Here is a 22,412-nt window from a genome sequence, read left to right on the forward strand (position 1 = left end):
CCAGGCCCAGGCCCCAGCCGGCCCCCCGGGCCCCCCCCCCCCCCCCCCCCGTGAACGCCGGATGCCCCGTGCCGACCTCAGAAGGTCGTGCACGGGGCATCCGGGCGTGGGAAGCGTGCTACGGCTTCTCGGGAGTCTCCTCGCCGGACTCCTTCGGCTCCTCGTCCTCGGCGAGCACGCTCGTCGGGTGCACGGGGATCTCGCCGTGGTGGGCGTCGCGCTCAGGACGCAGCGGGGCGTCCGGGTGGCCGGCGCGCTCGTGCGAGGCCTGGATCTCGGCGGCCTCGGTCTCGGCCATCTCATCCAGCTCCTCGTGCTGGTGGTGCGTGTGCGCCTCCAGCTCCGACTGCGTGAAGGGCTGCAGACGGTCCTCGAAGAACCAGCGCGACATCGACGAGCGGAGGTTCTGGTGCCACGGGATGCGGCCCTTCGCGTTCGGACGCACCACCAGCGGCTCGAAGGTCTCGAAGTCCGCGAGCTTGAAGCGCTCGTACTCGTCGACCGGCTGGTGGACCTCGATGTACTCGCCGCCGGGAAGGCGGACGATGCGACCTGACTCGTAGCCGTGCAGGACGATCTCACGATCCTTCTTCTGCAGCGCGATGGCGATGCGCTTGGCGACGAAGTAGCCGATGATCGGACCGGCGATGAGGAGGAACTGCAGGGTGTGGATGACCCCCTCCATCGTGAGCTGGAAGTGCGTCGCGATGAGGTCGGAGGCCGCCGAGGCCCACAGGACCGCGTAGAAGATCACACCGGCCACGCCGATGCCCGTACGCGTGGGCGCGTGGCGCGGACGCTGCGCGATGTGGTGCTCGCGCTTGTCGCCCGTGACCCAGCCCTCGATGAACGGGTAGATCAGCACGAGGACGATGAACAGGCCGAGCGCGACGAGCGGGATCAGGATGTTGAACGACCACGTGTGGTCGAGCCACACGAACTCCAGGTGCGGCGGGACGAGACGCAGGGCGCCGTCCGCGAAGCCGATGTACCAGTCGGGCTGGGTACCGGCCGACACGGGGGACGGGTCGTACGGACCGTAGTTCCAGATCGGGTTGATCGTGAACAGCGAGGCGATGAGCACGATCACGCCGAACGTGATGAAGAAGAAGCCGCCCATCTTGGACATGTAGATCGGCATCATCGGGTAGCCGACGACGTTGCTGTTCTGGCGCGCGGGGCCTGCGAACTGCGTGTGCTTGTTGATCACCATGAGCATGAGGTGGAGCACGAGCAGTCCGACGAGGATCGCCGGCAGCAGCAGGATGTGCAGCGTGTACAGGCGTCCGACGATCTGGTTGCCCGGGAACTCGCCGCCGAAGAGGAGGAACGAGGTCCACGTGCCGATCACCGGGATGCCCTTGACCATGCCGTCGATGATGCGCAGGCCGTTGCCGGAGAGCAGGTCGTCAGGCAGCGAGTAGCCCGTGAAGCCCTCGCCCATCGCGAGGATGAACAGGATGAAACCGATCACCCAGTTGAGCTCGCGCGGCTTGCGGAATGCACCCGTGAAGAACACGCGGAGCATGTGCACGCCGATGCCGGCGACGAACGTCAGCGCCGCCCAGTGGTGGATCTGACGCACCAGCAGGCCGCCGCGGATGTCGAAGGACAGCCGCAACGTCGAGTCGAGAGCGGCCGACATCTCGACACCGCGCATCGGGATGAAGGCGCCGGTGTAGTGCGTCGGGACCATCGAGGCCTGGAAGAAGAACGTCAGGAACGTGCCCGACAGCAGCACTGCGACGAAGCTCCACAGCGCGATCTCACCGAGCATGAACGACCAGTGATCAGGGAAGATCTTGCGGCCGAGCTCCTTCACGAAGCCGGACAGGCTCGTGCGCTCGTCGATGTAGTTGGAGGCCCAGCCGACGAATCGACCGCCGAGGGGCTTCTCCTTCACCTCTTCCTGGAAAGGCGAGGTGGTGGTTGCGGTACTCAATGGCGCTCCCAGAAGCTCGGGCCGACGGGTTCGAGGAAGTCACTCCGTGCGACGAGGTAGCCCTCGTCGTCGACGGTGATCGGAAGCTGCGGCAGCGGACGTGCGGCGGGGCCGAAGATGACCGCGGCCTCGTGCGTGATGTCGAACTGCGACTGGTGGCAGGGGCACAGCAGGTGGTGCGTCTGCTGCTCGTACAGTGCGACGGGGCAGCCGACGTGCGTGCAGACCTTCGAGTACGCGACGATGCCGTCGTACGCCCAGTTCTCGCGGCCCTTGGTCGGATGCAGCTGGTCCTGGGGGAGACGCATCAGCAGGACGATGGCCTTCGCCTTCTGCTCCAGGTAGCCCTCGCTGTGGCTGATCGACGCGAGGTCCTCCGGGATGACGTGGAACGCCGAACCCAGCGTGACGTCGGACGCCCGGATCGGGACACCGCTCGGGTCGTGCGCGAGGCGGGTCCCCGTCTTCCACATGGTGTGGCTGAGGAGGTACACCGGGTCGCCGGCGTGGGGCTCGGCGGGCGTGTTCTCCGGCGCGAGGCCGCGGAAGAGCGTGATGCCCGGCACGATCGAGGCGACGACCGCCGCGATGAGGGAGTTGCGGATCATGGCGCGGCGGCCGAATCCGGACTCCTCGTTGGCGTCGGCGAACGCCTTGATCGCCGCCTCACGGGTCGTGTCGCGGCCGCGCGTCGCGTGACGGGGCTCGATGAACTCCTTGTCCGACATGATCGCCTTGGACCAATGGATCGCTCCGATGCCCAGGGCGAGCAGCGCGAGCGCGATGCCCAGACCGATGAAGAGGTTGTTGTCGCGGACCGCGGAGGTCTCGCCGCTCTCGATCGGAAACAGCATGTAAGCGGCGACGGCCCAGATGCTGCCTGCGACCGACAGATAGAACAGCGTGTAGACCGTGCGGACCGCGCGCTTCATGGCGGCCGGATCCTTGTCGGTCACCCGCTCGCGGTGGGGCGGCAGATCGTTGTTCTGCACGGGGTCGGTCACCGCGACAGCGAGTCCCGGAGAGGGCTTCCACGAAGCCCTCTCGTGCTCGAGCGGGTCGTCCTCGTGTGACATGGTGCTCCTCGTACGTTCGTTCAGGGAAAGATCAGTTGGACTTCGCCGTGATCCACACGGTGATGGCGATCAGAGCGCCGATTCCGAAGATCCAGATGAAGAGGCCCTCGGAGACGGGGCCGAGATTGCCGAGGCCGTAGCCGCCGGGCGATTCGTGCTGCTGCAGGTACAGGATCGCCGAGATGATGTTGCGCTTCTGGTCCGGCGTCAGGTTCATGTCGTTGAAGACCGGCATGTTCTGAGGGCCGGTCACCATCGCCGCATAGATGTTCAGCGGGGTGGTCTTGTCCAGCGACGGGGCGAACTTGCCCTCCGTGAGAGCACCACCGGCCGCGGCGACGTTGTGGCACATGGCGCAGTTGATGCGGAACAGCTCCGCGCCCTCCGCGACGTTGCCCTTGCCGTCGATGACCTCCGGCGCCGGGTAGGTGGGGCCGGGCGCGACGGACTGCACGTACGCTGCGATCGATGCGATCTCCGCGTCCGTGAACTGCGGCGGCTTCACCGGAGCCTGCGGTCCCTGCTCCTGCAGCGGCATTCGGCCGGTCGAGACCTGGAAGTGGACGGCGAGCTCGCCGACGCCGTAGAGCGACGGGCCGCTGTGCGTGCCCTGCAGGTTGACGCCGTGGCAGGTGGCGCAGTTCGCCTGGAACAGCTTCTTCCCGTCCTCGACGCTGGCGGCGCTCACCGAGGCCTTCGTGTCATCGCCCGTGGCGGCCATCGCCGCCGACGCGCCGGCATAGATGCCGCCGGTCAGCAGCAGACCCGCGCCGATGAGCGCGGCGGTCGCGATGCGGCTGCGACGCCCGGTCTGGCGGCGCTTCTTCTCTCGTGCCATGGGGGTTGCAGCTCCGCTCTATTTGATGAAGTAGATGACGGCGAACAGGGCGATCCACACGACGTCGACGAAGTGCCAGTAATACGACACGACGATCGAGGTCGTCATCTCCTTGCGGCCGAAGTTCTTGACGGCGTAGGCCCGGCCGATGACCAGCAGGAAGGCGATGAGGCCGCCGGTGACGTGGAGGGCGTGGAAGCCCGTGGTCAGGTAGAAGGCCGATGCGTACGAGTTGGCGGTGATCGGCATGCCCTCGGTGACGAGCTGGGCGTACTCCCACACCTGACCGGACACGAAGATCGCGCCCATGATGAAGGTCAGGTAGAACCACGGCACCATGCCCCAGCGCTGCCAGCGCTTGTTCGACTTGTTCGTGTACGGCTGGAAGCGCTCCGCGGCGAAGACGCCGAGCTGGCACGTCACCGAGGAGAGCACGAGGATGATCGTGTTCACGAACGCGTAGGGCACGTTGAGCTTGGCCGTCATCTCCGCCCACAGCCCGGGGGAGGTGCTGCGCAGGGTGAAGTAGATCGCGAACAGCCCCGCGAAGAACATCACCTCAGAGCCGAGCCAGACGATGGTGCCGACGGCGACCGGGTCGGGTCGCTTCACGGTGCGCAAGGCTTGGTTGTAAGTTGCTGGGGTCGTCACGTCCCCCATTATTGCCGAATTCCGCGCCGGTTTTTCGCATCCCGGCCCATGAGTTCGGCCGTATGCGAAGTTAGGCGAACCTAAGAGCGTGCCGGGAGAACGCCGCGAATCCTCTGGCCGATTAGGATCGATGATCGTGACCGACCTGTACTCCTGGCCAGAGATCCTCTCGGCGCTCCTCGAGCGCCGCGATCTGAGCGTGTCGGAGTCGACCTGGGCCATGCAGCAGGTCATGGAGGGGCGCGCCACGCCGTCGCAGCTGGCGGGCTTCCTCGTGGCCCTGCGCGCCAAGGGCGAGACCGTCGACGAGGTCGTGGGATTCCGCGACGCGATCCTCGAGGCGGCCCTCCCGCTGCCGGTTCCCGCCGCAGTCCTCGACATCGTCGGAACGGGCGGAGACCGGTTCGGCACCGTCAACGTCTCCACGATGTCGGCGATCGTCGCCGCAGCTGCGGGGATCCCCGTGGTCAAGCACGGCAACAAGGCGGCGAGCTCCTCCTCGGGCTCTTCCGACGTCCTGCGGGAGCTCGGCGTCGAGCTGACGCTTCCCCCGCAGGCGGTGGCGGACGTGCTCGATCGCACCGGCATCACCTTCGTCTTCGCGTCCGCGTTCCACCCCGGCTTCGGGAACGCCGGGCCGACGCGCGCCGAGCTCGGCGTCCCCACGGTGTTCAACTTCCTCGGCCCGCTGTGCAACCCGGCACGCGCCGAGGCCAACGCGGTCGGCGTCGCGCAGCTCGACCGCGTTCCGCTGATCACGGGCGTGTTCCGCACCCGCGGCGCCACGGCGCTGGTGTTCCGCGGCGACGACGGGCTCGACGAGCTCACGACGACGGGCCACAGCCGCATGTGGGAGGTCAGCCTCGGCGACATCCACGAGCACGACATCGATCCGCGTGAGCTCGGGTTCCGCCTCGCGCGCATCGACGAGCTCATCGGCGGGTCCCCCGCCGAGAACGCCGACGTCGTGCGGCGCACTGTGGGTGGCGAAGCCGGCGCCGTCCGCGACATCGTGCTGCTGAACGCCGCCGCGGGCATCGTCTCCTACCGGCTGTTCCGCGACCCGACGCTCGCGCAGCGGCCGATCCTCGAGCGCCTCGCCGAAGCAAAGGGGGAGGCCGAGGCCGCCATCGACAGCGGCGCTGCGGCGGCAAAGCTCGACGCGTGGATCGCCGCAACCCGGGAGTTCGCCGCCTGACGCGGAGAGAGCGAAGCCCGTGGTGCCGTGTCCGTCCTGGGCGCTAGCGTGGGCTCAGCCGGCCGTCGGGGCGGTGCGCACCGAGCGGATGCTCCTTGGGGCGTCCGCGCCGCACCCTGGAGGACCCATGTCGGATTCCGCCGCACAGGCCGGGCAGCAAGGCGCCGTACAGACCACGCCCCAAGACGGCTCCGTCGTGCCGCCGGCACGTCGTCTCGGGCTCGTGAAGACCATCGGAGTGCTCGGCATCCTCGCGGGCATCCTCCTCATCGTCGTCGGGCTCACGGCCTGGATCGCCGTCTCGAGTCAGCTCCGTGCCGAGAACATCACGGTTCCCAATGACGCCGACGCCTTCCAAGGACAGACGGTCGCGGGTCCGTTCACCGCGTTCGTGCAGGCGAACGTCATTCAGAAGCACGCTCTGGAGGCGTCGGGGGGAAAGACCTACGCGGAGCTCGCGCAGGACGACCCTGCACGTCAGACCATGATGACGGCGTCCTTTCTGCGCGCCTCGCTGTTCACCTCCGTCGTCTCCTTCGGGATCGCGGCCTTCGCGATCGGCATCGGCATCCTGTCGATCCTGTTCGGCTGGGCGCTGCATCGCCTGGCGAGCGCCCCCGTGATCATCCGCCCCGCGACGAGGGCGCCGTGACGCGGCGGGCCGACGCAGAGTGACCGACGCGCCGAATCCGCTCGCCGCGCTCGAGGAGATCGCTTTCCTCCTCGAGCGGGAACGGGCCTCGCGCTACCGCTCCAAGGCCTTCCGAGCGGCGGCGGCCGCGATCACGGGGCTGTCCGACGAAGAGCTGCGGGATGCCGCATCCCTCCGCCGCCGCAAAGGCATCGGCGACTCGACGTTCGCCGTCATCCAAGAGGCGCTGGCCGGTCGCGTGCCCGACTATCTCGCCCAACTGCGTGCGGCGGCGGGCGAAGAGACGCCGACGGCCGGTGCGGGGCTCAGGGCGATGCTCCGAGGCGATCTGCACTGTCACAGCGACTGGTCCGACGGACTGACGCCGATCGATTCGATGGTCGAGGCGGGCCGGGCGCTCGGGCACGAGTACCTCGCACTTACGGACCACTCGCCGCGGCTGCGGGTGGCCAATGGGCTCTCTCCCGACCGGCTGCGCACGCAGCTCGGGATCGTCGCCGGCATCAATGCGGCGGGTCCCGGCGGCTTCACGCTCCTCACCGGCATCGAGGTCGACATCCTGGAGAACGGAGATCTCGACCAGGAGCCCGACCTCCTCGAAGAGCTCGACGTCGTCGTGGCGTCCGCCCATTCGAAGCTCCGGATGGAGCGGGCGCCGATGACACGGCGGCTGGTCGCCGCGGCATCCTCCCCGCACGTCGACGTCCTCGGTCACGTCACCGGCCGCCTCGTGCAGGGTGAACGCGGGACGCGGCCACCCTCGACCTTCGACGCGCGGGCCGTGTTCGAGGCATGCGCCGCGCACGGCGTGGCGGTGGAGATCAACTCGCGGCCGGAGCGTCAGGATCCGCCGGACGACCTGCTCGCGATGGCGGTGCGGCTCGGATGCCTCTTCTCGATCGATTCGGATGCGCACGCGCCCGGCCAGCTGTCGCTGCTCGACTACGGCGCCGCGCGCGCATCCCGGCTCGGCGTCCCGCCGGAGCGGATCGTCACGACGTGGCCCCTCGGAAGACTTCGCGCCTGGACGGCGCGCGAGCGGAATGCGGGCGGCTCCGAAGGCTTCTGAGCCGCCCGCATCCGATCAGGGGCGCGGCTGTCCGGACGATGCGGCGTTCGCGCGCAGGACCTCGAGGCGCTTGCGGTACTCGGACTCGTCGATGTCGCCCTGCGCGAAGCGCTCCGCGAGCGTCGCCTCCGCGGCGCGCGACGGGTCCGGACGGCCGTACGCGCCGTCGGCGCCGTTGGCGGTCCGCCAGCGTCGCCGCCCGAAGATCGCGAACAGGACGATCGCGACGATGATCCAGAAGAGGGGGAAGAACAGGAACCACCAGCCGAACCCGATCCAGGGGCCGGCGAAGTGGGCGGCCGCGAGCGAGGCGGCGACTGCGGTGGACATGAGGACTCCCTTCTCGTCGCGCTCTCTGCGCGAGGATGCCTCCAGCCAACGCCGGACGGCGTCCGGGCGAATCCGCCAGGGGGAGTGAACCCGGATGCTCCGAGGGGAGTACGGGGCCGGCTACTGCCAGCCGGGCGCGACGAGGCCGGATTCGTATGCGATGACGACGAGCTGCACGCGGTCCCGCGCCTGGAGCTTCTGCATGATGCGCGACACGTGCGTCTTGGCGGTGAGGGGCGAGAGGAACAGCCGCTCGGCGATCTCGTCGTTCGTGAGGCCGTGGGCGACCAGGCGCAGGACCTCGGTCTCGCGCTCGGTGAGCCCCTCCGGTGCGGGGGTGACCCGCATCCCGGTCGCCGCACGCCCGAGGAGCGTGCGCGTGACGCTCGGCGACAGCAGCGCGTCTCCCCGGGCGACCACGCGCACGGCGCGGATGAGATCGACGGGCTCCGTGTCCTTCACGAGGAAGCCGCTGGCCCCGGCGCGGATCGCGCGCGCCACGTACTCGTCGAGCTCGAACGTCGTGACGATGACGACGCGGACGTCTTCGAGCGCCGGGTCGGCCGCGATCTCCTCGGTCGCCCACAGGCCGTCGCCGTCCGGCATCCGGATGTCCACCAGCGCGACGTCGACGGGCACCTCGCGGAGGAGGCGCAGGAGATCCTGCCCGCCCGAGGCCTCGACGACGACCTCGATGTCGGGTTCGGCGTCGAGGAGTGCGCGGAAGCCGGCGCGGACGAGCTGGTGGTCGTCGGCCAGCGCGACGCGGATCATGCCGGTCCGTTCCAGGGGAGCCGCGCGGTCACGGTCGTTCCGCCCCGGCTGCCCTCGGTCAGCCGCGCCGTGCCGTCGAGCAGCGCAGCGCGTTCGCGGATGCCGCGGATGCCCGTGCCCTCCGTGGCGTTCTGCATCCCGACGCCGTCGTCCGACACCGTGACGACGAGGTCGTCGCCATCCCGGTCCAGCGTGATCGTCGCGGTCGACGCGGCGCTGTGGCGCACGACGTTCGTGAGGGCCTCCTGCGCGATCCGATAGGCGGTCGTCTGCACGGAGGACGGCGGAAGATCGCCGTCCAGGCGGTCGTCGAGGGTCACGGTGAGCCCGAGTCCGGTGCGCTGGTCGGCGAGGCGTTCGAGGTCGGCGAGCTGCGGCTGCGGGGTGAGCGGGGCGGTGTGCGGCGAGCGCTCGTCTCCGCGGAGGAACGCGAGGACGCCGCGCACCTCGTCGAGGCCGGTGGCGCTGAGGCCCCGGATGTTGGCGAGCGCCTCGCGCGCCTTCTCCGGCTCGCGGTCGAAGAGGTGCAGACCCATTCCGGCCTGCACGGAGATCTGGCTGAGCGAGTGCGCGAGCACGTCGTGGAGCTCGCGCGCGATGCGCTCCCGCTCCTCCCGCTCCGTCGTGCGCCTGCGCTCCGCGAGCTGCGCACGATACGCGATCGCCCGATCGCGCCGGTTGCGGATGAAGGCGCCGATGCCGAAGCACGCAGCGAGGACCGCGGTGATCGCGGCGACCTGCAGCGGGTGCCAGTCGAGGCGCAGAAGCGTGCCGACCACGACGGCGAAGAGCCATCCGACGCCCACCGAGACGAACGCCCACACCCGGGCTCCGCGCACGACGGCGCCGACGATCGCGAATGCGAGCGAGATGTACGGAGGCCCCCACGTCGGGATGAAGACGTCCGCGACGGCGAGCGCCGTGATCACGGCGACCGTCGGGCCGGGGAACCGGCGGGCGGCGAGAAGCGCGAGCGCGGAGGCGGTCGCGAGGAGGATGCTCGCCGCCGTCGCCCACGGCGCGAGGTGGCGCGTCCAGACGGCGATCGCGATGGTCGGCGGCACCTGCACGAGGAGCGACACGACCACCGGGACGTAAAGCGTCACGCCTGCCGGCGGATGGAAGCGCCCTGTCCCCGTGGAATCGGTGGTCCAGGCGGCATCCGGCATGCGCTCGATCGTACGCCGCGGTTTCCGTGCGTTCGCCGTGCCCGCGGAGGAACCCGTCGTACTCCCTGGGGAGTAGTCGGCCGGCGCGACGCGGTCAGCCGGCGACGCGCTCGAACGCGTCGAGCAGGCGCTCGAGCGGGGTCGCGTATCCGCCGCGCTCGCCGAGGGCGACCGCATCCAGCCGCTCCGTCGGGTCGAGCGCCCGGATGCGGCTGTCAGGTACGGCGAGGTCGAGATCGCGGGCGACGGCGACGACGGTCGGCGCGACGGCGAGGTAGGGGAGGGCCGCCGTCAGCTTGGCGCGGACGCTCGCGGACATCCCGTCCCCGGCCTCGGCGGCCGCCAGGATGCCCGCGAGGTCGCCGTGCGCGCCGAGCAGGGTCGCCGCAGACTTCTCGCCGATGCCCGCGACTCCGGGCAGTCCGTCGGAGGAGTCGCCCCGCAGCGTCGCGAAATCGGCGTACTGGTTCGCGTGGACGCCGTACTTCGCGAGCACGACGTCGTCGGTGACGTTCTCGAGGTTGCTCATGCCGCGCGCGGTGTAGACGACCTGTACGTCACGATCGTCGTCCACCAGCTGGAAGAGATCGCGGTCGCCGGTCACGACGTCGACCGGCATCGTGGCGATCGTCGCGAGGGTTCCGATGACGTCGTCGGCCTCGTGCTCGGGGGCGCCGACGATCACAATGCCCGCCGCGGTCAGCGCCTCGCGGATGACCGGCACCTGCACCTCGAGCGGGTCGGGGACCTCCTCGACATCCGGTCCGCTCTCGACGACCTCGACGACGCGGTGCGCCTTGTAGCTCGGGATCAGGTCGACACGCCACTGCGGACGCCAGTCGTCGTCCCAGCACGCGACCAGATGCGTCGGCTCGTACATCGTCACGAGCTTGGCGATGATGTCGAGGAATCCGCGCACCGCGTTCACCGGCGCCCCGTCGGGCGCCTTCACCGTATCCGGGACGCCGTAGAACGCGCGGAAGTAGAGGGACGCACTGTCGAGGAGCATGAGTCGGTCGGCCACGGGGCCATCCTGGCATGTCCCCTCGACATAGAGTCGTGGTCATGTCCTTCGGCGCCCGCTTCGCGTCCCCGGGTCCCGGCGACCTCTGCCCGTGCGACAGCGGCGCGCGGTTCGACGGATGCTGCGGCCCGCTGCTCGCAGGCGCTCCGGCGCCGACCGCCGAGCGCCTCATGCGGTCGCGCTACACCGCGTTCGCGACAGGGGATGCCGGATACCTGGAGCGCACGTGGCATCCGCGGACCCGCCCGGCCGACCTGGATCTCGACCCTGCCCAACGCTGGACCGGGCTGCGGATCCTGTCGTCTTTCGAGGGTGGGGTCGAAGACATGGAGGGGGTCGTCGAGTTCGAGGCATCCTGGACCTTCGGGTCGGAGCGCGGCAGCCTGCACGAGCGCAGTCGGTTCGCCCGGCGCGGAGGCCGGTGGGTGTACGTCGACGAAGACGTCGAATAGCATCCGGCACCCGTCCAGCGGGCGGCTCGTAGACTGGGGCGATGCGGATCCTGGCGGCGATGAGCGGCGGTGTCGACTCCGCCGTCGCGGCCGCGCGGGCCGTGGAGGCGGGGCACGACGTCGTCGGCGTGCACCTCGCGCTCTCGCGGGCGGGCGGGACACTGCGCACCGGCAGCCGCGGCTGCTGCACGATCGAGGACGCGATGGATGCCCGGCGCGCGGCCGATCGCCTTGGCATCCCCTTCTACGTGTGGGACTTCTCCGAGCGGTTCCGCGACGACGTGATCGACGACTTCGTCGCCGAGTACAAGGCGGGCCGCACGCCCAACCCGTGCATGCGCTGCAACGAGCGGATCAAGTTCGCCGCCCTCCTGGAGCGCGCCGTCGAGCTCGGCTTCGACGCCGTCTGCACGGGGCACTACGCATCCCTCGTCGAGACCACCGATGGGCTCGAACTGCACCGGGCGTCCGATGCCGCGAAGGATCAGTCCTACGTGCTCGGGGTGCTCACCGCGGAACAGCTCGCCCACACATATTTCCCGCTCGGGTCGACGCCGTCGAAGGCGCTCGTGCGCGCGGAGGCGGCCGAGCGCGGGCTTTCGGTCGCGCAGAAGCCGGACAGCCACGACATCTGCTTCATCCCCGACGGCGACACACGCGGCTGGCTCGCGGAGAAGGTCGGGTCGGAGACCGGGGACATCGTGGATGCCTCCGGCGCAGTCGTCGGCGTGCACGATGGCGCGCACGCCTACACGGTCGGCCAGCGGCGAGGCCTGCGCCTCGGCGTCCCCGCGTCCGACGGCAAGCCGCGCTTCGTCCTCGAGGTGCGTCCGGTGTCGAACACCGTCGTGGTCGGGCCGAAGGAGGCGCTGGCGATCGCCGAGATCGCAGGAGCGCGCTTCAGCTGGGCGGGGCGTGCGCCGTCCGCCCTCGAGTTCTCGTGTGACGTGCAGATCCGCGCGCATGCGGATCCCGTGCCCGCATCCGCCTCTCTGACTTCCGGTGAACTCGTGGTGCGACCGGAGACGCCGTTCGAAGGCGTCGCTCCCGGCCAGACCGCGGTGCTGTACGACGGCACGCGCGTCATCGGGCAGTTCACGATCGACCGGACGCTCTCCGCGGTTCCTGCCGGAGTCTGAACCGTGTCTGCACCCGCTCCTAGACTGAGCGGGTGACGGATGCCGCAGCCCCCGAATCGGTGGATCTGACCCTGACTCTCGACGAGGCGCGGGCGGAGGCGGCGAGCCTCACCGACCGCATCATCGGCGCGCGCGACGCCTACTACGGTCGCGACATGGTGCTCGTGGACGACGCCGAGTACGACGGGTGGATGCATCGCCTCGAGGCGATCGAGCGCCTGTATCCCGAGCTGCAGGGACAGGACTCCCCGACGCTGACGGTCGGCGCGGCCGAGAACACGCAGTTCGCCCCCGTCGAGCACGCCGAGCGCATGCTGAGCCTCGACAACGTCTTCTCGCCGGAGGAGCTGCGCGACTGGTGCGTCAAGACCCAGGCCGCCGCAGGCGGAGAGGTGCGCTGGCTGACCGAGCTGAAGATCGACGGTCTTGCGATCAGCCTCCGCTACGAGAACGGCGTGCTGACGTCGGCCGCGACGCGCGGCGACGGCCGGGTGGGGGAGGACGTCACCGTCAACGCGCTGCGGGTCGCCGGCATCCCTCAGCGTCTCTCCGGAAAGGGGCATCCTCCGATCGTCGAGGTGCGCGGCGAGGTCTTCATCCCGGTCGCGGCTTTCGAGCGGCTGAACGCCTTCCAGGCTGAGCTGCGCGATCGCGTGGTCGACGAAGGGCGCGCCCGGGGCAGGGGATTCGACGAGGCGAAGGTGCGGTTGAGCGCCGAGCGGCGGTTCCCATCGTTCGCGAATCCCCGCAATGCCGCGAGCGGCGGGCTGCGCCAGCAGCTGGACAAGAAGGACGGCCTGGAACTCGAGGCGGGCCTCGCGCGCGTCGACTCGCTCCGCCTGTTCGTGCACGGCATCGGTGCGTGGCCGAACCCTCCGGTGTCCTCGCAGAGCGAGGTCTACGGGCTGCTCGCGGGATGGGGGCTGCCGACGAGCCCCTACTTCCGCACGAGTGAGGACATCGACGGCGTGCTCGAGTTCGTCGCGCACTACGGCGAGCACAGGCACGACGTCGAGCACGAGATCGACGGCATCGTCGTCAAGGTCGACGACCTCGCGCTGCACGACGAGCTGGGCGCCACGAGCCGCGCACCGCGCTGGGCGATCGCGTACAAGTACCCGCCCGAGCAGGTCAACACGAAGCTGCTCGACATCGTCGTCTCGGTCGGCCGCACCGGGCGTGCGACGCCCTACGCTGTGATGGCGCCGGCGCGCGTCGCGGGCTCCGTCGTCCGCCAGGCGACTCTGCACAACCAGGACGTCGTCAAGGCGAAGGGCGTCCTCATCGGCGACACCGTCGTGCTGCGCAAGGCCGGTGACGTCATCCCGGAGATCCTCGGGCCCGTCGTCGAACTGCGCGACGGCACCGAGCGCGAGTTCGTCATGCCCGCCACGTGCCCGGTCTGCGGCTCCCCGCTGCGCCCGGCGAAGGAGGGCGACATCGACCTGCGTTGCCCGAACGCCCGCTCGTGCCCCGCGCAGGTGCAGGGGCGCGTCGAGCACATCGGCTCGCGCGGCGCACTCGACATCGAGGTCCTCGGCGAGGTCACGGCCGCCGCGCTCACGCAGGCGGAGCCGCCGTCCGTGGCACCGCTCGAGACCGAGGCCGGCCTCTTCTCGCTGTCGCTCGACGACCTCGTTCCGATCTCGGTCGTCGTCCGCGACTCCGAGACGGGCGAGATGAAGGTCGACGAGGAGTCCGGTGAACCAGTGCACCGGGCGCCCTTCCGGCGCAACCCCACGGCGGCGGAGAAGAAGCAGGGCATCGACGGCCCACAGCCGTCCGTGGCGGCGGTGAAGCTGCTCGCCGAGCTCGAGAAAGCGAAGACGAAGGAGCTGTGGCGTCTGCTCGTCGCGCTCAACGTCCGGCACGTCGGGCCGGTCGCCGCGCGCGCCCTGGCGCAGTGGTTCGGCTCGCTCGACGCCATCCGTGCGGCGGATCGCGAACAGCTCGCGGAGGTCGAGGGCGTCGGAGGGATCATCGCCGACTCGCTGCTGGAGTGGTTCGAGGTCGATTGGCACCGCGAGATCGTCGAGCGCTGGACAGAGGCGGGCGTGCAGTGGTCGACGCCCGGGCACCCCGGACCGGGAGCCGCCGTCGTGGAGGGCGGAGTGCTCGAAGGGCTCACCGTCGTGGCGACGGGGTCCCTCGAGGGATACTCGCGTGAGGGCGCGCAGGAGGCCATCATCAAGGCCGGCGGAAAGGCAGCCTCGAGCGTCTCGAAGAAGACCGACTTCGTCGCGGCCGGCCCCGGTGCGGGGTCGAAGCTCGCGAAGGCCGAAGAGCTCGGCATCAGGATCCTGGATGCCGCGCAGTTCCACACCCTCGTGACCGAAGGGCCCGCAGCGCTCGACGCGTGATGTCTGCTCAGCCGGCGGTGGTGAGCTTCAGGAGCCGGTCGTGAGCTTCAGGAGCGACTCGCGCACCTGACGGCGCAGCACCTTGCCGATGAGCGACTTCGGCAGCTCATCGACGATGAAGATGCGGCGCGGCACCTTGTACGGCGTCAAGATGCCCCGGGCGAACTCGCGGATCGCCTCGACGTCGGGGTCGGGGACGCCCGGTGCCAGCACGACGGCGGCGACGACCTCCTCGCCCGAGTGTTCGCTGGGCAGCCCGACGACGGCGGCATCCTCGACATCCGGATACTGCCGCAGAGCGTTCTCGACTTCGGTGGGGGCCACGTTGAAGCCGCCCGTGATGATGAGCTCCTTGATCCGGTCGACGATGCGCACGAAGCCCTTGTCGTCGATCGTGACGATGTCGCCCGTGCGGTACCAGCCATCGACGAACGACGCCTCGGTCTCCTCGGGCTTGCCGTAGTAGCCGCCGAACACCTGGGGTCCGCGCACGACGAGTTCGCCCGCCGCGCCGGGCGCGACGTCCTGGGCAGGGTCGTCGGGGTCGATCACCCGGCACTCCGTACCCGGCAGCGGAAGCCCGACGGTGCCCGGGACGCGGTTGTCGGCGACCGGATTGGCCATGAGCACGGGCGAGCACTCCGAGAGGCCGTAGCCCTCGACGAGATAGCCGCCGGACGCAGCCTCGAACGGCACCACGAGCTCGTGCGGCAGCGCCATCGCGCCGGAGATGGCGACCTCGGTGCCCTTCAGCGAGACGCCCTCCTCCTGCGCGGCCTTGAGGAGGCGTTCGGCGATGGGCGGCACGAGCGGGAGGAAGGTCGCCGGGTGCTTCTTCGTGACCTCCAGCACCATGTCGGGGTCGAATTTCGGGAACAGCACGAGGCGCGCACCCATCGACATCGCGAACGTCAGACACAGCGTGAGTCCGTACGCGTGGAACATCGGGAGGACGGCGTAGACGACGCATCCCTTCCCGCGCACGATCTGCGGCACCCATGCGCGCGCCTGCGCGGCGTTGGAGAGCAGGTTGCGGTGCGTGAGGGCGGCGCCCTTCGGGGTGCCTGTCGTGCCGCTCGTGTACTGGATGATCGCGAGATCGTCGGTCGCCGGCTTCGGATGCGTCGCCGGCAGCGGGTCGTTTCGAAGCAGCGTCTCCCACGCGATCGTGCCGGACACCGACTCGTGCAGCGCCGCGCGCGACTCGCGCGCTTTCGCGATCGGCAGGCGCAGCGCGATCCGCATCCCCAGCGGCATCGCCTTCGTGACGTCGACGGAGATCAGGTTCGTGAGGGCGAGGTCCGCGGGGAAGTCCTGGACGGTCGCGACGACCTTGCTCCAGACGATCGCCGTCTTGGCGCCGTGGTCCTCGAACTGCTTGCGGAGCTCCCGCGGGGTGTAGAGCGGATTGTGCTCGATCGCGACGGCGCCGAGGCGCAGGACCGCGTAGAACGCGACGATGTGCTGCGGACAGTTGGGGAGCACGATCGCAACCGTATCGCCGGCGCGCACGCCGAGGGCGTGAAGGCCGGCGGCAGCGCGGTCGATCTGCTCCTGCATCTGCCGGTATGTCGTCTCCGCGCCGAAGAACTGGAGCGCGGGCGCGTCCGGGTAGTCGCGCACGGATGCTGCCACGATGTCGACGAGGGAGCCGGTCACCGGCTCCAGATCTTCCGGGACGCCGTCGGCGTAGCTGGCGATCCAGGGGCGAGGCGGGTCGTAGGCGGTCACGGCCTCAGCCTAGGGCGGACGGGCCGGTCGGCGGGGGTGGCCGTACGCGGTCGCGGGAGCCGAGCGGGGGCCGCGGGCGGTGGAAGCGATTCGCCTGAGCACGGTGCCGCGCGTTCTCATCGGAAGTCCCGGGAGGCGTGCCGCACGCCTACGCGCAGGTCTTCGAATCCGTCGGCGAGGAGGTTGGTCACGCCCTCCGGTGACCGCTCCAGCATCCCGCGGACGATCAATGCGTGCGAGTCGCGCACGACCCGGCGATGGCGGGTCCACACTCCCATCGAGCAGATGACATTGATGAGGCCGTGCTCGTCCTCGAGATTGAGGAACGTGATCCCGGATGCCGTCGCCGGCCGCTGCCGGTGCGTCACGAGGCCCGCGACCTCGATCCGCCTCCCTGTCTCCGCGGTCCGCAGAGCTGCGGAGGGGAGAACCCCGCGTTCGTCGAGCGCGGGACGGAAGTGTGCGATCGGATGGTCGTCGGTGGAGACGCCGGTCGCCCACAGGTCGTCGGCGAGCACCTCGAAGCTCGTCGGATCGGGGAAGAGCGGCGGCTGCACGGATATGGCGGTACCGAGGAGCTGCTCGGGGCGTTCCTGCGCGGCGGAGCCCGCGAGCCAGATCGCCTCGCGACGAGTCAGCCCGAGGCAGTCGAACGCGCCCGCCGTCGCCAGTGCCTCGAGCTGGGCGGCCGTGAGCGCGGTGCGCCGGGCCAGGTCGTTCAGATCGAGGTAGTGGCCGTGCGCTTCCCGCTCGGCGATGATCCGCTCGGCGGTCGGCACGCCGATGCCCTTCACCCCGGCAAGGCCCATCCGCACCGCGAACGCGGTGTCGCGGCGGTGTGCCGCGGAGACGTCGGGGGCCTCACGGTCGAAGACGCCGATGGGCGGCTGCTCCCGGTCGAGGCACGCATCGAGGCCCGCCGGACGCCGATCGTCGCCGAGCGCCTCCAATCCGTCGAGCGCTCCGGACACCCGCAGGTCGGGCCGGAGGACTTCGACCCCGTGTCGCCGGGCGTCGGCGACGAGGGTGGCGGCCGAATAGAAACCCATGGGCTGGGCGCGCAGGAGCCCGGTGAGGAACGCGGCGGGGTAGTGCAGCTTGATCCATGAGCTCGCGTACACGAGCAGCGCGAATGACAGCGCGTGCGACTCCGCAAAGCCGAAGTTCGCGAACGCCTGGATGCGGGCGTAGATCGCATCCGCCTCGTCATCGGTCAACCCATGCCGTGCCATGCCGGCATAGAGCTTCTCCTTCAGCGACTCGATCCGCTCGATGCCGCGCTTGGAACCCATCGCACGGCGCAGGAGATCCGCATCCTCCCCGGAGAGATCGCCGATCACCATGCCCATCTGCATGAGCTGCTCCTGGAAGATCGGGATGCCGCGGGTGCGCTCGAGCACGGGCTTCAGATCGTCGTGCGGGTAGGTGATCGGCTCCTTCCCGAGCTTGCGGCGCACGAACGGGTGCACCGCACCGCCCTGGATGGGACCCGGCCGGATGAGCGCGATCTGGATGACGAGCTCGTAGTACTCGCGCGGCTGCAGCCGGGGCAGCAGGCCCATCTGCGCGCGGGACTCCACCTGGAACACGCCGATGGAGTCGGCGCGGCACAGCATGTCGTAGACCGCCGGCTCCTCCTTCGGGATCCTGTCGAGGTCCCACACCTCGCCGGTGGACTCGCGGACGAGGTCGAAGCAGTGCTGCAGGGCCGACAGCATCCCGAGCCCCAGGAGGTCGAACTTCACGAGCCCCATCCAGGCGGAGTCCTCCTTGTCCCACTGGATGATCGTGCGGTCCTTCATGCGCGCGTGCTCGATCGGGACGACCTCGCCGACGGGGCGTTCGGTCAGCACCATCCCGCCGGAGTGGATGCCGAGATGCCGAGGAGCCTTCAGCAGCTCGCCGGCGTATTCGATGACCTGAGCGGGGATGTCGTGCGACGCATCCGACGACAGCGATGCCCCCCATCGTTCGACCTGCTTCGACCAGGCGTCCTGCTGACCGGGGGAGTAGCCGAGGGCGCGGGCCACATCGCGCACCGCGTTCTTCGGCCGGTACTGGATGACGTTCGCCACTTGCGCCGCGCGCTCCCGCCCGTACTGGCGGTACACCCACTGGATGATCTCCTCGCGGCGATCGGAGTCGAAGTCGACGTCGATGTCGGGCTCTTCGTCGCGCAGGGCGGAGAGGAACCTCTCGAACGGCAGGTTGTAGAGGATCGGGTCGACCGCGGTGATGTGCAGCAGATAGCAGACGGCGCTGGATGCGGCGGACCCCCGCCCCTGGCAGAGGATGCCGAGCCTGCGGGCCTCGGCGACGATGTCGTGGACGATCAGGAAGTAACCGGGGAAGTCCTTCTGCTCGATGACGTCGAGCTCGTGGGCGATCCGCTCCCGGCCCTTCTCGGTGATCCGCGGATAGCGTTCGGGAACCGCAGCCCACACGAGCTCGCGCAGGTACGACATCGGCGTGTGACCCGCGGGCACCTTCTGCTTCGGCAGCGCCGGGCGCGCCTTCGCGAGCGAGAACTCGAGTTCTGCGGCGAGCTCGACGGTGCGGGCCACGGCGCCGGGGTACAGAGCGAATCGCGCTGTCATCTCCGCGCCGGATCGCAGATGCGCGCCGCCGTGGGCGGGCAGCCAGCCGTCGAGGTCGTCCATGCTCCGCCGCGCGCGGATCGCCGCGACCGTGCTTGCGAGGTGGGCGCGATCGGGCGTCGCGTAATGGACGTTCCCGGTCGCGAGCGTCGGCAGCCCGCGGTCGGCGGCGAGCCCCGCGAGGATGTCGTTGCGCTGGTCGTCGAGAGGGTCGCCGTGTGCGAACAGCTCGACGTACACGCCGTCGCGCCCGAACAGCGCCGTCAGCTCGTCGAGCGCCTGGGCGGCGGCATCCGCCCCGCGCTCCTGCAGAGCACGGCGGACCGGGCCCTTGCGGCACCCCGTCAGCACTGCCCAGTGACCGGTGCCCGTCTCCGACAGATCGCCGAGATCGTAGAGCGGTCGGCCCTTCTCTCTGCCGCGCAGCTGTGCGCGCGTGATGGCTCCGGAGAGGCGGTGATACCCCTCTTCTCCTCGGGCCAGGACGAGCAGATGGGTTCCGACCGGGTCGGGCTCGCCGTTCTGCGGCCGGGGGAGGTCGAGGGAGAGCTCCGCGCCGTAGACCGTGCGCACCTGACGTGGTTCCGCCGCCTCGGCGAACCGGGATGCGCCGTAGAAGCCGTCGTGGTCGGTGATCGCGAGGGCGCTGAGCCCCAGCCGCTCCGCCTCCTCGACGAGGTCCTCCGGGGAGGAGACGCCGTCGAGGAACGAATAGGTGGAGTGCGCGTGCAGCTCCGCGTACGGCACGGCGTCGCCGGGACGTTCGATCTGCGGAGGCACATAGGGGCCGCGCTTGCGGCTCCAGGCAGGGCTGTCGCCGCCATCCGCTCCCACGGGGACGGGGTCCGGCCGGGTGCCGCTGAGCGCGTGCTCCAGCTCGGACCAGGAGATCGGCGGGTTGTTCCAGCCCATCAGTCTGCCCCCGAGGCGTTCGCGAGAGGGGCGGGAATCCGCTCAGTCATATCGGCCCTCCGCCCACCATCGGCCGTTCTCCCGCACGAGCAGCCAGGCGTTCTGCTCGGCATCGAGCACTTGGAAGCGCTCGGCACTGCGGTGCCGGACCGCATCCCACTGCCTCTCCTGGATGGGCCATGGCCCCGTCCAGGCGACGATCGTGGTCTTCGCCCCGTCCGCCAGGAGGACATCCGGAGCGGAGTTCAGGATGCCGCGGGCGTCCACCTCGACCGGCCCGCCGTCGGCCGCACGGACCTCCACGGCCACAGGGCGCGGGAAGACCGTCGTCGGATGCGGTGCGGGCAGGGACCCCGGCCACGGCCTGCGGCGCTCTTCGGGCGACGGACCCCGATCCCCCCACGGGACGAGCACCTGGCGTTCGGCGAGCCACCTTCCGCCGCCGATCGCAGGGGTCACCACTCCGGTGTGCCCGAGCAGTGCCTGCACGCGCGACAGTGCGTGGTGGAGGCGTTCGTCGCTGCCGCGGCCGATCAGCCCGGGTTGATGACGGCTTGCGGCATCCACCGCCTCCGGCGCGATCCGCACTCGCGCGACCCGTGCGGTGAGGCCGGCGCCCTCCAGTTGCCAGCGCACCCGGTCGACGACCTCCGCGGCGGAGAAGCAGGCAGGATGCTGCCACACGCGTTCGGAGTGACAGCCTTCCTCGTCGGTGAGCTCGATGCGGACCTCGGTGCAGACGAGACCGGCGGTGTCGACCGCGGCGATGAACGCGTCGGCCGTCGTCCGCACGGCGAAGGCGACCTGATCCGCAGCCTCCAGCGGCGGCTCGAAGGCGATGGCCCGCTCGAGCTCCGGCGGAGGGACCCGTGGAGTCACCGGTCGGGAGTCCGCGCCGCCCGCCAGCGCCCGCAGCCGCACGCCCCGTTCGCCCAGGCGCGCCTGCACCTGGCTCTCGTCGAAGGCGGCGAAAGCGCCGAGGGTGCGTACTCCGAGCCGGACGAGGAGATCGGCGAGGTCGGGGTCGTCGAGCTCCGTCACGGACAGCGGTGCGAGGAACGGTGCGGACTCCCCGGGCGGGATGATCCGCATCCGCGCGGCAGCATCCATCGTTCCGACGCCGACGCCGACGCCGACGCCGGTACGGCGGGCCGCCTGCTCGGCCGTGAACAGTCCGTCGGCGACTCCGCCGCGGACGTCGTCGAATCCGAGCCCGGCGAGCGTCTCCTGGAGCGCACGCACCGCCGCTCCCTCGCCGCCGTAATAGCGGGCGGGACCGCGGGCGCGCAGTGCGCACAGCCCCGGCCGCACGATCTGGACTCCCGGTGCCTTCTCCTCGATGGCGCGGACCGCGGGGAGGAATTCGCGCTGATCCCGCGCGGGATCGTCTGGCACGATGATCAGCGCGGGGCAGCGGGCCTGCGCATCCCTCCGTCTGCGCCCGACCTGCACGCCTTCGGCGCGGGCCGCAGGGGAGCAGGCGACGACGACGTTGCCGTGGACGATCGCGATCGGGGCCGCGTCGTCGCCGCCAGGCGGGCCGTTCCCGGCCGAACCGTTCCCGGCCGAACCGCTCCCGCCCGAACCGCTCCCGCCCGAGTCGTCGCCACCCGCCCCGAGCGAGCGGAGATAGGCCACCACGGGCCAGTCGGGGATCTCCAGCACGATGCTGCGCATGTGTCACCCCACCGCCGAAAGCCTGACCGGAAGAGCCTCCGGGAAGCGCGGAGCCTCATCGATCGCAGGAGTGACGCCGACCGCCGCACCCTCGGGGCCGGGCAGCTGCAGTCGGGCACGACGAGGGACGGGGGAGCGCCGGCCCACCGCGGTGACGGTCACTTCGCGGGCCTGGAGCAGCCCATGACCGTCTTCCAGCCCTGACCACATCTGGCCCTCCACATCCAGGACGGCATGCGCCTCCGGCCATGCACCCGCCACCAGCAGGACGGTGCCGCGGTCGCGCAGGCGCGCGTGCAGGCGCGCGGCTTCGGCGGGACGGATGCCGGACCCGGGCCGCACGCCGATGACCGGCACGACCTCGGCGAGCGCCGAGACGACCGACAGCCACCGTGGCCCGGGCTCGGCGACGAGCGCCAGTCGGTCGAGCGCGATGCCGTAGTCTTCTGCGGCTTCGATTCCCAGCGTCGGGAACCCGACGACCGCGCACCACGACCCGGCTTGCGAGGGCGCCGCGAGGAGCGCCAGCAGCAGGCTCGTAGGCGCCTCGGGCAGCGCGTACACCGAGCCGCGTCGCAGGCCCGGTTCGGGCAGGATTCCGGCCAGTGCCCGTGGCGCGGGCAGGACCGGGGCGTCGGCCTGCCGTCGTTCCACACGCGCGAGCCGGGCGCGCAGCTGCGCGATCTCGGCGGGAGCGGGACGGGTGAGGGCCATACATCGAGAGTAGAACGAAGGTACGACATTCACAACGCGGTGATGCCTGCATCCATCCGATATTCGAATCATCGCGTCGACGTCCGCAGAGGGCGCCCCGTAGACTT

The 22,412-nt window shown here is 70.3% G+C and carries 18 protein-coding genes; 6 read left to right on the forward strand and 12 right to left on the reverse strand.

Annotated features, from left to right (window positions below; genetic code table 11):
• Positions 1-118: 118 nt before the first annotated feature.
• From qcrB to ctaE, 4 genes are read right to left on the reverse strand one after another with little or no spacing between them, the layout of a single operon-like run.
• The gene (gene qcrB, locus QSV35_RS19090) at positions 119-1,942 is read right to left on the reverse strand and encodes a cytochrome bc1 complex cytochrome b subunit (protein ID WP_286290556.1); all 1,824 of its coding nucleotides are present in this window, start codon (positions 1,940-1,942) and stop codon (positions 119-121) included.
• Positions 1,939-3,018 (reverse strand): cytochrome bc1 complex Rieske iron-sulfur subunit, encoded by a 1,080-nt coding sequence (qcrA, locus tag QSV35_RS19095; protein WP_286290557.1) that lies wholly within the window; start codon positions 3,016-3,018, stop codon positions 1,939-1,941. The genes qcrB and qcrA overlap by 4 nt, the downstream gene beginning before the upstream one ends.
• Before the next feature lie 31 nt (positions 3,019-3,049).
• Positions 3,050-3,856 carry a cytochrome bc1 complex diheme cytochrome c subunit gene (qcrC, locus tag QSV35_RS19100; RefSeq protein WP_286290558.1) on the reverse strand — a complete coding sequence of 269 codons (807 nt, stop codon included), beginning with the start codon at positions 3,854-3,856 and terminating at the stop codon, positions 3,050-3,052.
• Positions 3,857-3,874: 18 nt separating this feature from the next.
• Positions 3,875-4,516, reverse strand: coding sequence for an aa3-type cytochrome oxidase subunit III (gene ctaE, locus QSV35_RS19105; protein ID WP_286290559.1), 642 nt, complete (start codon positions 4,514-4,516; stop codon positions 3,875-3,877).
• A gap of 127 nt (positions 4,517-4,643) precedes the next feature.
• Here ctaE and trpD point away from each other — a divergent pair, with 127 nt between their 5' ends.
• From trpD to QSV35_RS19120, 3 genes are all read left to right on the forward strand, one after another.
• On the forward strand, positions 4,644-5,705 hold the full coding sequence (gene trpD, locus QSV35_RS19110; RefSeq protein WP_286290560.1) for an anthranilate phosphoribosyltransferase: 1,062 nt from the start codon (positions 4,644-4,646) through the stop codon (positions 5,703-5,705).
• A 127-nt stretch (positions 5,706-5,832) separates the two neighbouring features.
• Positions 5,833-6,357 (forward strand): aromatic ring-opening dioxygenase LigA, encoded by a 525-nt coding sequence (locus QSV35_RS19115; RefSeq protein WP_286290561.1) that lies wholly within the window; start codon positions 5,833-5,835, stop codon positions 6,355-6,357.
• Between the two features lie 19 nt (positions 6,358-6,376).
• Entirely contained in the window at positions 6,377-7,426 is a 1,050-nt protein-coding gene (locus QSV35_RS19120) for a PHP domain-containing protein (protein WP_286290562.1), read from the forward strand.
• A 15-nt stretch (positions 7,427-7,441) separates the two neighbouring features.
• Here QSV35_RS19120 and QSV35_RS19125 read toward each other — a convergent pair whose 3' ends face one another.
• From QSV35_RS19125 to QSV35_RS19140, 4 genes are all read right to left on the reverse strand, one after another.
• Complete coding sequence (locus QSV35_RS19125) at positions 7,442-7,756, reverse strand: SHOCT domain-containing protein (protein WP_286290564.1); 315 nt, start codon at positions 7,754-7,756, stop codon at positions 7,442-7,444.
• Positions 7,757-7,876: 120 nt separating this feature from the next.
• Positions 7,877-8,530, reverse strand: coding sequence for a response regulator transcription factor (locus QSV35_RS19130; protein WP_286290565.1), 654 nt, complete (start codon positions 8,528-8,530; stop codon positions 7,877-7,879).
• Positions 8,527-9,699: a sensor histidine kinase gene (locus QSV35_RS19135; protein WP_286290566.1), complete on the reverse strand. Its 1,173-nt coding sequence runs from the start codon at positions 9,697-9,699 to the stop codon at positions 8,527-8,529. The genes QSV35_RS19130 and QSV35_RS19135 overlap by 4 nt, the downstream gene beginning before the upstream one ends.
• 94 nt (positions 9,700-9,793) lie before the next feature.
• Positions 9,794-10,723, reverse strand: coding sequence for a 5'-3' exonuclease (locus QSV35_RS19140; protein ID WP_286290568.1), 930 nt, complete (start codon positions 10,721-10,723; stop codon positions 9,794-9,796).
• A 41-nt stretch (positions 10,724-10,764) separates the two neighbouring features.
• Here QSV35_RS19140 and QSV35_RS19145 point away from each other — a divergent pair, with 41 nt between their 5' ends.
• The 3 genes from QSV35_RS19145 to ligA are packed head-to-tail and all read left to right on the forward strand — an operon-like array spanning position 10,765 to position 14,674.
• Positions 10,765-11,175: a YchJ family protein gene (locus tag QSV35_RS19145; protein WP_286290569.1), complete on the forward strand. Its 411-nt coding sequence runs from the start codon at positions 10,765-10,767 to the stop codon at positions 11,173-11,175.
• 41 nt (positions 11,176-11,216) lie between these two features.
• Positions 11,217-12,314 (forward strand): tRNA 2-thiouridine(34) synthase MnmA, encoded by a 1,098-nt coding sequence (mnmA, locus tag QSV35_RS19150; RefSeq protein ID WP_286290570.1) that lies wholly within the window; start codon positions 11,217-11,219, stop codon positions 12,312-12,314.
• Between the two features lie 32 nt (positions 12,315-12,346).
• Complete coding sequence (gene ligA, locus QSV35_RS19155; protein WP_286290572.1) at positions 12,347-14,674, forward strand: NAD-dependent DNA ligase LigA; 2,328 nt, start codon at positions 12,347-12,349, stop codon at positions 14,672-14,674.
• A gap of 27 nt (positions 14,675-14,701) precedes the next feature.
• Here the strand turns inward: ligA and QSV35_RS19160 are convergent, their stop codons facing one another.
• From QSV35_RS19160 to QSV35_RS19175, 4 genes are all read right to left on the reverse strand, one after another.
• A complete protein-coding gene (locus tag QSV35_RS19160; RefSeq protein ID WP_286290573.1) occupies positions 14,702-16,405 on the reverse strand; it encodes a long-chain-fatty-acid--CoA ligase in 1,704 nt (567 codons plus the stop codon).
• A 116-nt stretch (positions 16,406-16,521) separates the two neighbouring features.
• Positions 16,522-19,914 (reverse strand): error-prone DNA polymerase, encoded by a 3,393-nt coding sequence (locus QSV35_RS19165; protein ID WP_286290575.1) that lies wholly within the window; start codon positions 19,912-19,914, stop codon positions 16,522-16,524.
• A 42-nt stretch (positions 19,915-19,956) separates the two neighbouring features.
• The gene (locus QSV35_RS19170; protein ID WP_286290576.1) at positions 19,957-21,591 is read right to left on the reverse strand and encodes a DNA polymerase Y family protein; all 1,635 of its coding nucleotides are present in this window, start codon (positions 21,589-21,591) and stop codon (positions 19,957-19,959) included.
• 3 nt (positions 21,592-21,594) lie between these two features.
• Positions 21,595-22,305, reverse strand: a complete 711-nt coding sequence (locus QSV35_RS19175) for a hypothetical protein (RefSeq protein ID WP_286290578.1) — start codon at positions 22,303-22,305, stop codon at positions 21,595-21,597.
• Between the last annotated feature and the right edge of the window lie 107 nt (positions 22,306-22,412).

The sequence above is a fragment of the Microbacterium candidum genome, assembly GCF_030315975.1.
GTDB lineage: Bacteria > Actinomycetota > Actinomycetes > Actinomycetales > Microbacteriaceae > Microbacterium > Microbacterium candidum.